This is a genomic window from Kordia periserrulae (assembly GCF_003054265.1).
GTDB lineage: Bacteria > Bacteroidota > Bacteroidia > Flavobacteriales > Flavobacteriaceae > Kordia > Kordia periserrulae.
This window is the reverse complement of the sequence record NZ_QBKT01000001.1, coordinates 401,432-414,501: the sequence shown is the minus strand read 5'-3', so window position 1 is coordinate 414,501 and position 13,070 is coordinate 401,432. Positions and strand designations below refer to the sequence as shown.

Annotated in this window: 10 protein-coding genes and 2 tRNA genes; 5 read left to right on the top strand and 7 right to left on the bottom strand. The window is 35.9% G+C overall.

The annotated features are described in order from the left end of the window. Positions 1 to 38: 38 nt before the first annotated feature. Positions 39 to 2,711 (bottom strand): AsmA-like C-terminal region-containing protein, encoded by a 2,673-nt coding sequence (locus C8N46_RS01925; RefSeq protein WP_108113160.1) that lies wholly within the window; start codon positions 2,709 to 2,711, stop codon positions 39 to 41. Positions 2,712 to 2,851: 140 nt separating this feature from the next. After that, positions 2,852 to 3,586, bottom strand: coding sequence for a queuosine precursor transporter (locus C8N46_RS01920; RefSeq protein WP_108113159.1), 735 nt, complete (start codon positions 3,584 to 3,586; stop codon positions 2,852 to 2,854). Positions 3,587 to 3,815: 229 nt separating this feature from the next. On the opposite strand from C8N46_RS01920, the gene C8N46_RS20285 reads away from it, so the two are divergent. After that, the gene (locus tag C8N46_RS20285; RefSeq protein ID WP_158269054.1) at positions 3,816 to 3,977 is read left to right on the top strand and encodes a hypothetical protein; all 162 of its coding nucleotides are present in this window, start codon (positions 3,816 to 3,818) and stop codon (positions 3,975 to 3,977) included. Positions 3,978 to 4,058: 81 nt separating this feature from the next. Here the strand turns inward: C8N46_RS20285 and sppA are convergent, their stop codons facing one another. After that, the gene (sppA, locus tag C8N46_RS01915) at positions 4,059 to 5,825 is read right to left on the bottom strand and encodes a signal peptide peptidase SppA (protein WP_108113158.1); all 1,767 of its coding nucleotides are present in this window, start codon (positions 5,823 to 5,825) and stop codon (positions 4,059 to 4,061) included. A 206-nt stretch (positions 5,826 to 6,031) separates the two neighbouring features. Between sppA and folK the strand changes: the two genes are divergently transcribed. Further along, on the top strand, positions 6,032 to 7,165 hold the full coding sequence (folK, locus tag C8N46_RS01910) for a 2-amino-4-hydroxy-6-hydroxymethyldihydropteridine diphosphokinase (protein ID WP_108113157.1): 1,134 nt from the start codon (positions 6,032 to 6,034) through the stop codon (positions 7,163 to 7,165). 295 nt (positions 7,166 to 7,460) lie between these two features. Here folK and C8N46_RS01905 read toward each other — a convergent pair whose 3' ends face one another. Continuing rightward, positions 7,461 to 7,994 (bottom strand): RNA methyltransferase, encoded by a 534-nt coding sequence (locus C8N46_RS01905; RefSeq protein WP_108113156.1) that lies wholly within the window; start codon positions 7,992 to 7,994, stop codon positions 7,461 to 7,463. Positions 7,995 to 8,277: 283 nt separating this feature from the next. Here C8N46_RS01905 and mutS point away from each other — a divergent pair, with 283 nt between their 5' ends. The 3 genes from mutS to C8N46_RS01890 all read left to right on the top strand — a co-directional run bounded on the left by mutS (position 8,278) and on the right by C8N46_RS01890 (position 11,155). Beyond that, on the top strand, positions 8,278 to 10,851 hold the full coding sequence (gene mutS, locus C8N46_RS01900) for a DNA mismatch repair protein MutS (protein WP_394340239.1): 2,574 nt from the start codon (positions 8,278 to 8,280) through the stop codon (positions 10,849 to 10,851). 124 nt (positions 10,852 to 10,975) lie between these two features. Further along, positions 10,976 to 11,048: transfer RNA gene (locus tag C8N46_RS01895), tRNA-Gly, on the top strand. A 23-nt stretch (positions 11,049 to 11,071) separates the two neighbouring features. Then, positions 11,072 to 11,155: transfer RNA gene (locus tag C8N46_RS01890), tRNA-Leu, on the top strand. Positions 11,156 to 11,157: 2 nt separating this feature from the next. On the opposite strand, the gene C8N46_RS01885 is transcribed toward C8N46_RS01890, so the two are convergent. The 3 genes from C8N46_RS01885 to C8N46_RS01875 are packed head-to-tail and all read right to left on the bottom strand — an operon-like array spanning position 11,158 to position 12,254. Further along, positions 11,158 to 11,415: a hypothetical protein gene (locus C8N46_RS01885; protein ID WP_108113154.1), complete on the bottom strand. Its 258-nt coding sequence runs from the start codon at positions 11,413 to 11,415 to the stop codon at positions 11,158 to 11,160. Between the two features lie 39 nt (positions 11,416 to 11,454). After that, complete coding sequence (locus C8N46_RS01880; RefSeq protein WP_108113153.1) at positions 11,455 to 11,841, bottom strand: SMI1/KNR4 family protein; 387 nt, start codon at positions 11,839 to 11,841, stop codon at positions 11,455 to 11,457. Between the two features lie 29 nt (positions 11,842 to 11,870). Continuing rightward, positions 11,871 to 12,254 (bottom strand): toxin-antitoxin system YwqK family antitoxin, encoded by a 384-nt coding sequence (locus C8N46_RS01875; RefSeq protein ID WP_108113152.1) that lies wholly within the window; start codon positions 12,252 to 12,254, stop codon positions 11,871 to 11,873. Between the last annotated feature and the right edge of the window lie 816 nt (positions 12,255 to 13,070).

Genomic DNA, 13,070 nt, shown 5'->3' with positions numbered 1-13,070 from the left:
AACCCAAAACCCAAAACCCAACACCAAACACCCAACACCTACAAAGAATCCTGCTGCTTTTCTACTTGCGAAATCGTATCATTCTTTTTTGTGGCTTCTTTTTTCTTTTTACGGTTTTTTAGAAAATTCCCAAAAACACCTTTTACCTCATCTAGCTTAGAATTTGGCGTTGTTACGGTAGAATCTTTTTCTTTGGTATTTCCATTCAACACACTTCCTAAAATATCATTTACGGTATCACTTCCAGTATCAATATTTCCTAATGCTTCTTGTGCTTTTAGTTTGGCTAATTTTGTGACCAAATCTTTGGTGGCACTTGCCAAATCGGTAGTAAAATTTGGACTGGTAAGGTTTCCTGTAATTTTTGTTGACACAGGAATCGAAATCTGTTTTGCTTCTTCCGATTTGATTTCCGAAAGTAAATTCGTCACTTCCGAGCCTAAATATTTTGCAGGAATTTGAAATGTAGCATTATAAGCTAGTGATTGGTCAAATCCGTGACTTCCGCTCACGGTAATTTCAATGTCTTTATAATTGAACGAAAACGGTTTTACACTTACTTTCCCATTGTCAAAAGACAACTTTGCTTTAATATCTTCAATATTTACTTTATTTAAGTCGATAAAGGTCAATTTTTCATTGATTTTATTGAAGAAATCTATGTTTGTAGAGCGTAAGGTCGTAGTTAATAACTCAGCAAACGCATTTCCAGAAATCGTTTTTAAATTTGGCGTATAATTGTCGCTTAAATCACCTTTTAAAGAAATATTTGTATTGAGTTTTCCGTTCAGCGCTTTGGCAATTGGCGCAATGTTTTGCAATAATTCCAGTCCGTTGAATGATTTGGAAATATCAAATGAATTCATACCTAAATCCATGGCAAAATTTGGCGTGTTTTGCTTTGTAGAAACCAATCCGTTTAAGGTGATTTTTCCATCAAAAACATCGGAGCGGACATTTTCTAAAATCGCTTCTCCATCTTCCAAAAATAAACTTCCTTGTACGTTGGTAAGCTCGATAGTATCGTAAAATACCTTTTTTGAATTTACGTTAATCTTACAATCCAAAAACGCTGGAATTTTCAAGGCTTCTCCTTGCTGTACTTCTGTGTTTTTATTTTCACTTCCTTTTTCGCTAGCTACCATGAAGTCGCTCACGTAGAAAGTATCTGAATTTACATTGAAATTTCCTTTCAATTTTCCATTATTAAATAAAAAACCAAGCAAGTTATCAATGGCTCCTGTGGCGTTAAAATCTGTTTTTCCGCTGGAAGCGTCAAATTTTCGAAGTGAAATTCTGCCAGGAACAAAATCAATTGCAGCTTCCGAAATCGCTAATGGATTTACCACATCTTTGGAAGAAAATAAAAAATCCGTCACTTTTAAGTTTCCTGTATTTTTGATGCGATTGTATTGTTGTTTTTCAATCGCGTTCATGTCAAAATTGGTCGTTAAATTGGCGTCGACAATGCCGCTTAATTCTTTATTTAATTCGATTGGATACGCTTTGGAAATATTGCCTAAATTCAATTTTCCTTTGATGGTCGCATTCACTTTCGGATTGCTCATGAGTTGCGAAAGTGTGCCGTTTCCACGAAAAGAATCTTGGTCAATTTTAAAAGCCAAATCGTTGATGTTGATATACGTGTCTTCGGTTTTTCCTGTGGTGTTTTTAATTTGTGCATTAATGTTGATATTCTCCACACTTTTTGGCAAGTCAGGATACTTAAAAGAAGCATTGTTGGACACAATATTGATATCAATTTTCGGAATATTGTTTTCGTCTACAATTCCTTTGATTTCTCCAGAAACTTCAAAATTTCCTGAGGTTGTTACATTGGTAATATCTTTGGTGTACGCTTCAGGAATGACTGCTAAAAAGTTTTTAAAATCGGAAGAAGGTGTTTGCAATTTCAATTGTACTTCTTGCGAATTCGGATTGACTTTTACAAAACCATCAAATTTCAACGGCAATTTGTTGATTAAAGCTTCGTTTTCTAAAAACGTGTATTTTCCTTCGTTCAAATCCATTCCAATGAGCGCGTCTAGTTGTACTTGTTGCTGATTGATATAGGTTAACTCATCGAGCGCAAACGAAACCAGCGCCGTTGTCGTCGTTTCCAATTTGGAAGTCGCTAATGAGAAATCGCCAAAACCTTCGTGTTGTGCATTTTCAATGGTTAAAAACGTCTTGCTTTTTGCATCGTGATAGGTAATATCAGTATTTAGGATGTGATAATTGTCTATTTGGAACGCAAAATTGGACGTTTCTGAAGTTGTATCTGCGGTTTTAGGTGTTTCGCTGGGTTTGGCAATATCGTAATTGGCATTTCCGTTTTCGTCAACCACAATATTCAGTTTCGCATCATCAACTGTAAAACTATAAATTTGAATCGCTTCGTTTTTTCCTTTAAAAAGTTCGCCAATTCCGGTGGTCACCGAAACTTCTTTTCCATAAAATAACGTATCATTTTCAAAAGGTGCATTGTTGATAACTTTTACATCTTCCAATACAATAGAAGCTTTTGGGAAATTGCGGAAGAAACTAAGATCTGCATCGGCAAAATCAACACGCGCATTGATATTTTCGTTGATGCTCTCTTTTACCATCGCAATAATTTTATCTTTAAAAATATAGGGTGTTGCAATTAAGGCGATAAGCAGAATAAGGAAGGTAATTCCTGTACGTTTTACTATTTTTTTCACTTTCATAGATTTGGCATTTTTTCTACTCCTAAGAACGTAAAATTTCAAAAAATCACTGTTAAGAAGTTGATAAATTTTTTAGATACCATCGAATGCGTCAAAGAATGATTCGATAGTGACCAAAACGCACAGTCAAACAAAGAAAGTTACTTGTTTTCAATTGTTTCTGTTGCGTAATCGTCTAAGTCTATCTCTTCACCAATTTTCAAGCCAAAACGCTTTCTAAAGGCATATACTATCAAATATAAAAACGGTGTATCAATGAAAGCGACTAAGACTTTAAAGATAAAACCACTAGCAACCAAACCGAGATAAATATCCCAAGGTAAAATTTCAAACAAACATAATAGCGTTATCACAGAAAAAGTATCTACAAATTGCGAGGCAAACGTGGAAAAATTATTACGCAACCATAAATGTCTTCCTTTTGTGAGTTTTTTCCAGAAATGATATAGCTGAATATCAATAAATTGTGCAAAAAGATACGACAACATAGAGGCAAAAACAGCTAGTGGCGCATTTCCAAATACTTTTGTAAACGTTTCATCATTAATAGGAGAATTGTCTAATGCAGGAACACTTTTTGAAATGTAAATGATTCCCAACGAAAATACCGAAGCAAAAATACCCGCAATTACAACTTGATTTGCCTTCTTTTTTCCATAAATCTCCGAAATGGCATCTGTAATTAAAAAGGTAAGTGGATACGGTAACAAACCAACCGAAAGTTCAAAAAGATTTTCGCCAAAAATCTCAATATCTACAGGATACCAATAGAAAAACTTTTGAAAAATTAAGTTTGAAACTACTAACGAAGTAATGAATAATGCGGCCAAATACAAGTATATTTTAGCAGCAAGTTTTTTATCGGCTACGGTCATGTGGTAAAGATACTAAAGATTCTAGTTGAAAAGAAGTTTTGCTTTGAGGTGTTTGCAGATTTGGAAATTACATATCGTCACGGAGAAAGCATAATTATTGTTTTTAAAAATCATGGTCGAGATATATAAATCACGACTCGTTATTTATAAATGCTTGATTATAAGTGCTTTTTTAGCAAGGTTTCCGTGCTTAGCTTTGTTTTCAATATTAATCACAAAATCTATTATTATGAAAAAAAAGAATTTAAAAAGCTTGAAGCTTAACAAGAAATCTATTTCAGCTATCGACCATTCAACGAAAACCAAAGTTGTGGGAGGATCTAATGCTCGAGCTTGTGATCATCCAATTTCCATTATTTTAGGTGGTGGATCTTATTGCTGGTGTTTATAATACGTTGTAAATGACTAACATAAAAAAGCCTTTCTCAACATTCGGAGAAAGGCTTTTTCTTGTGATTAATAACTAACAAAATTATCGAATCTCAATTTCGTATGGCAATAACAATTGTGGTCCTTTCATTTGTGAAAGGCGCTTCATTTTTTGCAACAATTGATAGTTTTTATCGCCCAATTCTTCTTTTAAAATATCTTCTTTCGTTTGTACAAAACCGTTGGTGTATTGATTGATAATACTTTGTAAATCTTTTTTATACACAGGCAATTCCAAAATTTGATAGTTTGAAATTTCAGCCGCAGAAGCCGCAGCTTGCAATGCCATGTCCAATCCGCCAATTTCATCAACCAAACCAATTTTTACCGCATCGTTTCCTGTCCAAACTCTACCTTGTGCAATTTCGTCAACGGCTTCTTGCGTCATGCCACGTCCGTCTGCCACACGTTGGGTAAATAAATCATACACATCTTCAATGCCTTCTTTAATCAACGCGCGTTGTTCGTCGGATAACGGTTCAAAAATACTATAGTCAACAGAATTTTTATTCGTACCAACTTGTTCTGCGTTAATGCCTAAATCTTCTGCCAATTCATGAATGTTTGGAATGGTGCCAAAAACACCAATACTTCCTGTGATGGTATTAGGTTCTGCAAAAATTTTGTCTGCATTGCACGAAATATAATAGCCGCCAGAAGCTGCTAAGTCGCCCATAGAAACGATGACAGGCTTTGTGCGCTTTGTCAATTCAATTTCTCGCCAAATGAGTTCGCTTGCCAACGCACTTCCACCAGGAGAATTGACACGTAATACAACGGCTTTTACCTTTGGGTTTTCCCTAGCTTCTTTAAAAGCTTCACTCATCACCACTTGTCCAATGGTATTTTCGTCGCCTTCGGTGTACATGATCTCGCCTTGCGCATAAATTACCGCAATTTTATCGGTAGACGAATCATAAGCTCTTAGGTTTCCTGTGTAAGTTGCGTATTCGTATATATCCATGCGATTGACCAAGGTGTTTTTGCCCATGGCGTGTTGAATTCCTGCTTCAAACTCGTCTTCATAACCAATTTTATCAATTAGTTTGGCATTCAATGCTTTTGTTGCTGTTCTGCCCGCCAATTCATCTGCCAACGTATTCAATTCGTCACTTGAAATATTTCTGCTCGCGCTGATTTCTTTTCGCATTTCGTCCCAAATCGATTGTAAAAACACTGAAATCTGTTCACGATTGGCATCGCTCATTTCCTGACTGAGATAGCCTTCTACTGCACTTTTGTATTTTCCGTGGCGCACGACTTCCATTTTTACGCCGTATTTCTCTTGAAAATCCTTGTAATACATGCGCTCCATTGCCAAGCCTTTAAAGTCTAAAGCGCCTACAGGATTTAGATAGATAGTATCTGCAACAGAATTTAAGTAGTAATCTTTTTGAGAATAAAAATCACTGTAGGAAACAATGAATTTCCCAGATTCTTTAAAGGAAAGCAGTGCGTCGCGTAAGGCTTTGGTTTGCGCCATTCCTGCGACAATTGAATTGTTTTTGATGGAAATTCCCTTAATTCTATCATCGTTCATTGCTTGGTTGATAGCATCAATAATATCAAACAATCCGTCATATTCTGGCTCATCAGGGAAAAAAGGGACCTTGCTGTAATCAAATCGTCCGCCGTAATCATCAATTGGCTGACTCAAATCGAGTTCTAAAACCGTATTTTTCTTTACACTAATCAAATCATTCGCCGAACTCGCATTCGCGAACAGCATAAAAAACAAGATTAAAAAGCAAAGGGCAACAAAAATGATCAATCCCACAATTGTGGACAATACACGTTTAAAAAAATTCATAGTGTCTATATTTTACACAAAAATATCTATTAATAATTGAATTAGAAAGTAAGTGTGGTTTTCTCTGTAAAAGTTACAGTTTTATCATGCTTAATGTGGTTGCTGTGTTGATAAGTTAACATGTTCTTTCTTCCGTTTGGCAATTCCTGTCTGCATATTTTGACTATCTTTGGCGGAATTATTTTCAGCGCAAAAAATCGATTTAATTGCATCCAAACCTGTTACATACTACATACATTTCAATCGGAAGTAATGTTGGCGACAAACGCGCACATTTGCAAAACGCTGTAGACGAGCTTTCTAAAAAAGTGGGGCGGATTGTGAAAATTTCTCCTATTTATAAAACACCTTCTTGGGGATATGATGGAAATGATTTTTACAATGCCTGTTTGTGTGTGGAAACTGCGTTGCATCCCGCAGAAATGATGATGCAAATTTTGGAAATTGAAGTAGCATTAGGTCGTGTGCGAAGTGAGCAAAAAGGCTATCAAGATCGGACCATTGATATTGATATTATCTTTTACGAAGATGTTGTCATGAAAACCGAATTGTTAGCATTGCCGCATCCGTTGGCACATGAACGCGCATTTGTCATGCATCCTTTGTGTGATATTGCGCCGAGTAAAATTCATCCAACACTTAAAAAAACAATATCGCAATTAAACGATGAAATTCCTGTTCAAGACATAGAAAAGCAAAAAGAAACATTGAAAAACCCGAATGCTGAAAAGAGTTTTTCTCGTTTTAATTACATTGCCATAGAAGGGAACATTGGAGCGGGAAAAACTTCATTAGCGACCAAAATTGCAGAAGATTTTAACGGAAAGCTGATTTTAGAACGTTTTGCAGACAATCCGTTTTTGCCAAAATTTTACGAAGATAACAGTCGCTATGCGTTTCCGTTAGAAATGTCGTTTTTGGCAGACAGGTATCAGCAAATTTCAGACGATTTAGCGCAATTGGATTTGTTTAAAGATTTTATAGTGTCCGATTATGACGTGGTAAAATCGCTCATCTTTGCGAAAGTCACGTTGCAACAAGAAGAATACAAACTCTACCGAAAGTTATTTGATATCATGTACAAAGAAATTCCAAAACCTGATTTGTATGTGTATCTCTATCAAAATACCGAACGTTTGTTGCGAAACATCAAAAAACGCGGACGTGACTACGAACAAAAAATACCTTCGGAATATTTAGAAAAAATCAACAACGGATATTTAGAATTCATCCGAACACACAAAAACCTCAACGTAAAAATCATCGACGTTTCTGACTTGGATTTTGTAGCGAATGCCAATGATTATCAGAAGATTATTTCGGAAATCAATAGTTTTTAGACTTTTTAGAAAACGAGACGCGCTGACGCTTTGGACGCGGCTGTTCGCCTTTTTCCTTGGAAAACAATCTGTCATTCCTGCGTAGGCAGGAATCTATTTCGATTTACTAGTTGAGCTATCAAAAAAAATAATAGAAATTGCAAAGTGGATTCCGCATCAAGTACGGAATGACAGTAAGATTATTCTAAAAAAAGAAAAATACTAAAAGCGTCAGCAGTCCAAAAATCCAAAGCGAAGCGTGTCTAAAAGGCGTCAGCCGAGTCTAAAGCAAAGCGTATCCAAGAGCGCAGCGAGTCTAGAAGAAGCGCAGCTTCGAAAACACATCCCAAATCACCACGCCAGCACTTACCGAAATATTCAACGAATGTTTGGTGCCAAATTGCGGAATTTCAATTACGTAATCACTGGCGGAAACCACTTTTTGCTGCACACCTTTTACTTCGTTTCCAAAAATAAGTGCGTAAGTGTTTCCCTTTTCGGGTGCAAATTCGTGAAGCATCACAGCATTTTCGGCTTGTTCAATGGAAGCGACTTGTACGTTGTTTTCTTGCAATTCTTTTACAAGTGCTAAGGTATCTTCTCGGTATTCCCACGCCACGGATTCCGTAGCGCCCAAAGCCGTTCGGTGAATGTCTTTATGCGGTGGTTTTGCGGTAATGCCACACAAGTAGATTTTTTCCACCAAAAAGGCATCACTCGTTCTAAAAACTGAGCCAATATTGTTCAAACTGCGAATATTGTCAAGGATAACAATAAGACGTGTTTTTTGTGACGATTTGAATTCGTCTACACTCAATCTGTTCAATTCACTATTTTTGAGTTTTCTCATAGATACTTCGTAAGTTTTCCTTGAATTTACTTAAATTCGCGATGAACTCATGTAGACTTTTTGTGTTTAGGCGAAAATTAGGAATTTTAAGTTCTGTTGAAGTATTTTTTTAGTTGCATAGCAACGTTACGGAACTCAAAAAAGACGAATACAGGAATTAAAATCACAATTTTTTAGCAAGCACAAAAAGGTTATATGAGTTCATATCAATTGATTTCTGCAAAAATAACATTAAAAACTCCAAACATTGGCAAAAAGTAGCGCGAAAAAAGTAACTCCGTTGATGAAGCAATACAATAGCATCAAAAGCAAATATCCTGATGCGATGTTGCTCTTTAGAGTGGGCGATTTTTATGAAACGTTTGGAGAAGACGCTGTGAAAGCGGCTCATATTTTAGGCATCGTACAAACGTATCGAAATAACGGCGGTGAAAATGTTGAATTGGCAGGATTTCCACACCATTCGCTCAATACCTATTTGCCAAAACTCGTCAAAGCAGGCGAGCGCGTGGCAATTTGTGACCAACTAGAAGATCCGAAACAAACAAAAACTATTGTAAAACGCGGCGTCACCGAATTGGTAACGCCAGGTGTGGCGTTTAACGACGAAGTGTTGCAAGCCAAAACGAACAATTTTTTGTGTGCCATTCACTATGGAAAAAAGCTGTTGGGCGTTTCTTTTTTAGATGTGTCTACGGGAGAATTCATGACAACGCAAGGTTCAGCAGAATATATTGACAAACTCTTGCAAAATTTTAAACCGAGCGAAATTCTCATTCCGAAGCAGAAAAAACTAGCATTTACAGAAACGTTCGGCAATGACTTTCATGTGTTTTATTTGGAAGATTGGGTGTTTAAATCGGACTTTGCGCACGAAAAACTCATCACACATTTTGATACCAGTTCGTTAAAAGGTTTTGGTGTAGAAGATTTGCAGGAAGGAATTATTGCTTCTGGCGCGGTTTTGCATTATTTATCGGAAACGCGTCACAACCAATTGCAACACATTACGTCGATTGCCCGAATTGCAGAAGATGCATATGTGTGGATGGATCGCTTTACGGTTCGAAATTTGGAATTGTACGCTTCAACCGCCATGAATGCAATTACGTTGTTGGATGTGATTGATAAAACCATTTCTCCGATGGGCGGACGTTTGTTGAAACGTTGGTTAGCCTTGCCACTAAAGAACAGTCAGCAGATAAAACAGCGACATGAAGTGGTAAATTATCTGTTTCAAGAAACTGCAGAACTGGAAAAAATTCAGCATCACATCAAACAAATTAGTGATATTGAACGCTTGATTTCCAAAGTCGCCACAGGGAAAATCTCGCCAAGAGAAGTCATTCAACTGAAAAATTCGCTTGAAGCTATTATTCCCATCAAACAAATTACAAGTAAAAGTAAAAACGAAGCACTGAAAGTTATTGGAGATACGATTCATGAATGCGAATTGCTGCGCTCCAAAATTAAAGAAACACTCAACGAAGAAGCGCCAGTCAATATTTTAAAAGGAAATGCCATTGCGAATGGTTATTCTGATAAGTTGGACGAATTGCGCGGGATTGCCTTTTCGGGGAAAGATTATTTAGACAAAATGTTGGAACGTGAATCTGCTGCAACGGGAATTCCGTCCTTAAAAATCGCGTCCAATAATGTGTTTGGGTATTATATTGAAGTTCGAAATACGCATAAAGCAAAAGTGCCAGAAACGTGGACGCGAAAGCAAACGTTGGTGAGTGCGGAACGTTATATTACAGAAGAGTTAAAGGAATACGAAACGAAGATTTTGGGTGCTGAGGAAAAAATCATGCAGATAGAACAAGAGTTGTTTGCCGATTTGGTCGTTTGGATGCATCAATATATCAAATCTGTTCAGCAAAACGCGAATATTATTGCGAAGTTGGATTGTTTGTGTGGATTTGCCATGTTAGCGAAAGACAACAATTATACATATCCACAAATTGACGATTCGTACGATTTAGAGATAAAAAATGGACGTCATCCAGTGATTGAAAAGCAGTTGCCCATTGGCGAAAGTTATATTGCCAACGATGTGTATCTCGATAGAGAAGCCCAACAAATCATCATGATTACGGGACCGAATATGAGTGGTAAATCGGCTATTTTGCGTCAAACTGCTTTGATTGTGTTGTTGGCACAGATGGGAAGTTTTGTACCTGCAGATTCGGCGCGAATTGGTTTGGTGGATAAGATTTTTACCAGAGTAGGCGCGAGCGATAATATTTCGATGGGCGAATCGACTTTTATGGTAGAAATGAACGAAACCGCGTCAATTTTGAATAATATTTCGGATAGAAGTTTGGTATTGTTGGATGAAATTGGTCGTGGAACGAGTACGTATGACGGAATTTCGATTGCGTGGGCGATTTCAGAATATTTGCACGAGCATCCATCACGCGCGAAAACCTTGTTTGCAACACATTACCATGAACTCAACGAAATGACCGAGATTTTTGATCGCATCAAGAATTATAATGTGTCTGTAAAAGAGTTGAAAGACAATGTGTTATTCTTGCGAAAATTGGTCAAAGGTGGAAGCGAACATAGTTTCGGAATTCACGTGGCAAAAATGGCAGGAATGCCGCAGCAAGTCATTCACAAAGCCAATAAAATTCTCAAACGCTTAGAAAAATCGCATTCCAGCGAAGAATTGGCAGACGATTTAAAAAGTGTAGAAAACGATATGCAATTGAGTTTCTTCAACATGGACGATCCGTTGTTGGAAGAAATCAAGGAAGAAATTTTGATGACCGACATCGATACGCTGACGCCTGTAGAGGCTTTGATGAAGCTCAACGAAATCAAACGGATGTTGGTACGCAAAAAAAAGTAGTTGATAACGAGTGAATTATAAAAAAGTTCATTCTTTTTATAGAAAACGCTTTGGTATTTAAAGAAATGTTTTAAATTTGCATCCGCAATACAGCAATAGTATTGTACGTTCATACAAACAAACTGCGAAAATAGCTCAGCTGGTAGAGCGCAACCTTGCCAAGGTTGAGGTCGCGGGTTCGAGCCCCGTTTTTCGCTCTAAATAATAGTTAAAAGTCCAAGCTCGAGTGGTGGAATTGGTAGACACGTTGGACTTAAAATCCAATGAACATTAGTTCGTGCGGGTTCAAGTCCCGCCTCGAGTACTTTAAAAAAGCTTCACAAATTTGTGAAGCTTTTTTTGTTTTTTAAATTCTGCTCTCAAGCGTTTTGTGTAAATCTCAAATTCTTCTTTGGTTAATTCTTCAACATCGTCCATAGAACCAAAGTAAATTTTTTCCAAATAACCTAGGTCTAAATCAAAGTTTCCAGTTTCCCAATTAAAAACATACACGCCGAAACCTTCTTTACTTTGTATTCCTTTAACGGGACGATCTCCCACTTTACAATATTTATTTTTTAACATAGCTTTATTTATCTATAGTTTTCAAAGCTTTATATAGTCCTATCTATCATATCTAGGATCATAACTGTCAATAGCTCGTTCTACATATTCAGAAAAGCTGTTGGCTATTTTTCTGAAAAATTTTTCTGGATAATCTTCATAATTCTCCATATCTAAGCCATATACTGGTGGATCATCTCCTTCGTCTAAATATATAAAATTGATATACAAAGAGCCATATATTTCTCCAATGACCCAAAAATCTTTTGTGATTAAATGTTCTAGACCATATTCTTTTAAATTAGCTTTCGCCAGCTCATTATATTCTTTATAGGCTTTAGGAAACTTAATGTTCAATTTTTGTTCGAAGTTTTCTATTTCAGTTATCGGAATACCAGAACTATCTTTTATATTATTTTCGATTAGGTATTCTTCTAATTTTTGCATGAATGTTAGTTTAACCCACTAAAAAATGATTAGTCATCTTCTTCTATTTCTTGCATGCCGATAAGTCTTGCACATTCGTTATAAATAGTTTTGGGAGCAACGAAGCCGTGATCAATTATATTACCTTGTTCATCGTATTCGTAAAATACGATTGAAGTAGCTCCATAAGTCAAGGTTTTTTCTTTAATATTACCATTTTCATAATAATCAATTTCCCATCCCAATTTTTCACCGTCATGATATTCCCACTCACCTTCAATTTGACCATTGTTGTAATATCCCAATACGGCAAAGCCTGTGAATGGTTTTCCGTTATATTTGTAATCTACTCCAGTGTAGGTTCCTGTTTTCCAATATTCTAAATTTTCTATATCAACTCGTATTTTTTCTGGTCTTATTATGCTTTGATTCATGTTATTTATATTTATATGTTATTTTCTCCATAAACAGCATTAGACTTAATGAGATAATTTATGACTTTTTCTACAAGTTCTACTTCTTTCATTTTTAAATTTTTTAACTTGGAAACGAATTTTGTTCGATTATTTTTTATCGTCGAAAATAGTTTTTTATTATAAATAACTGATAAATAATGATTTGTGAAATATAAAAAGCTAAACGTAATATAATTACGGTAAAACCGTAACACAAGTAATGTTTAATCGTACCCTTCTCCGAAGATATCGTGTAATTTTGTTAAAAACATATTGAGGTTTAGGGGAATCTCATTATAATAGTATTATTCTATTAGATAAAAGGGAGATCATGACTTGTGATTCTCCCTTTTTTTTAGTGTTGCTGAGGAAACTTAGAGAAATATAAAAGTTAGTTATGTATTAAATTGAGAAATTAGGGGGTCTCATTTAGTAATTAAAATAACTTCCATTAACCTAAAAAGAGATTTCCCAAACTTTCTTTCGCACACCACGCTTTCTTTTTACTTTTTTTTCTTAAAATCACAACGCTATTTCTTGTGTTGTTAAAATTTAATTTTTTTATTTAGAATAAATTAAAATAACTATATTTGTCCTCGAAATTAGAACTCAGTTTTTATGTCTTTTTTAATTGCTTTAGAAGAAGTTCCTGCAAAATCGAAGAAGGAAAAAGTTAAGATTGTCAAGAACGTTAAAAGTAAGTGTTGCAAGAAATATAAAAAAGGAAAGGGCAAGCGTTGTAAACGTTGCCCATGTTTTGATTTATTGAAAAAAGCTTCGTAAAGCCTTCTTATT

Coding starts and splice junctions, on each gene's coding strand:
- C8N46_RS01925 (WP_108113160.1), bottom strand. CDS start 2,711: ATGAAAGTGAAAAAAATAGTAAAACGTACAGGAATTACCTTCCTTATT.
- C8N46_RS01920 (WP_108113159.1), bottom strand. CDS start 3,586: ATGACCGTAGCCGATAAAAAACTTGCTGCTAAAATATACTTGTATTTG.
- C8N46_RS20285 (WP_158269054.1), top strand. CDS start 3,816: ATGAAAAAAAAGAATTTAAAAAGCTTGAAGCTTAACAAGAAATCTATT.
- sppA (WP_108113158.1), bottom strand. CDS start 5,825: ATGAATTTTTTTAAACGTGTATTGTCCACAATTGTGGGATTGATCATT.
- C8N46_RS01905 (WP_108113156.1), bottom strand. CDS start 7,994: ATGAGAAAACTCAAAAATAGTGAATTGAACAGATTGAGTGTAGACGAA.
- mutS (WP_394340239.1), top strand. CDS start 8,278: ATGAAGCAATACAATAGCATCAAAAGCAAATATCCTGATGCGATGTTG.
- C8N46_RS01885 (WP_108113154.1), bottom strand. CDS start 11,415: ATGTTAAAAAATAAATATTGTAAAGTGGGAGATCGTCCCGTTAAAGGA.
- C8N46_RS01880 (WP_108113153.1), bottom strand. CDS start 11,841: ATGCAAAAATTAGAAGAATACCTAATCGAAAATAATATAAAAGATAGT.
- C8N46_RS01875 (WP_108113152.1), bottom strand. CDS start 12,254: ATGAATCAAAGCATAATAAGACCAGAAAAAATACGAGTTGATATAGAA.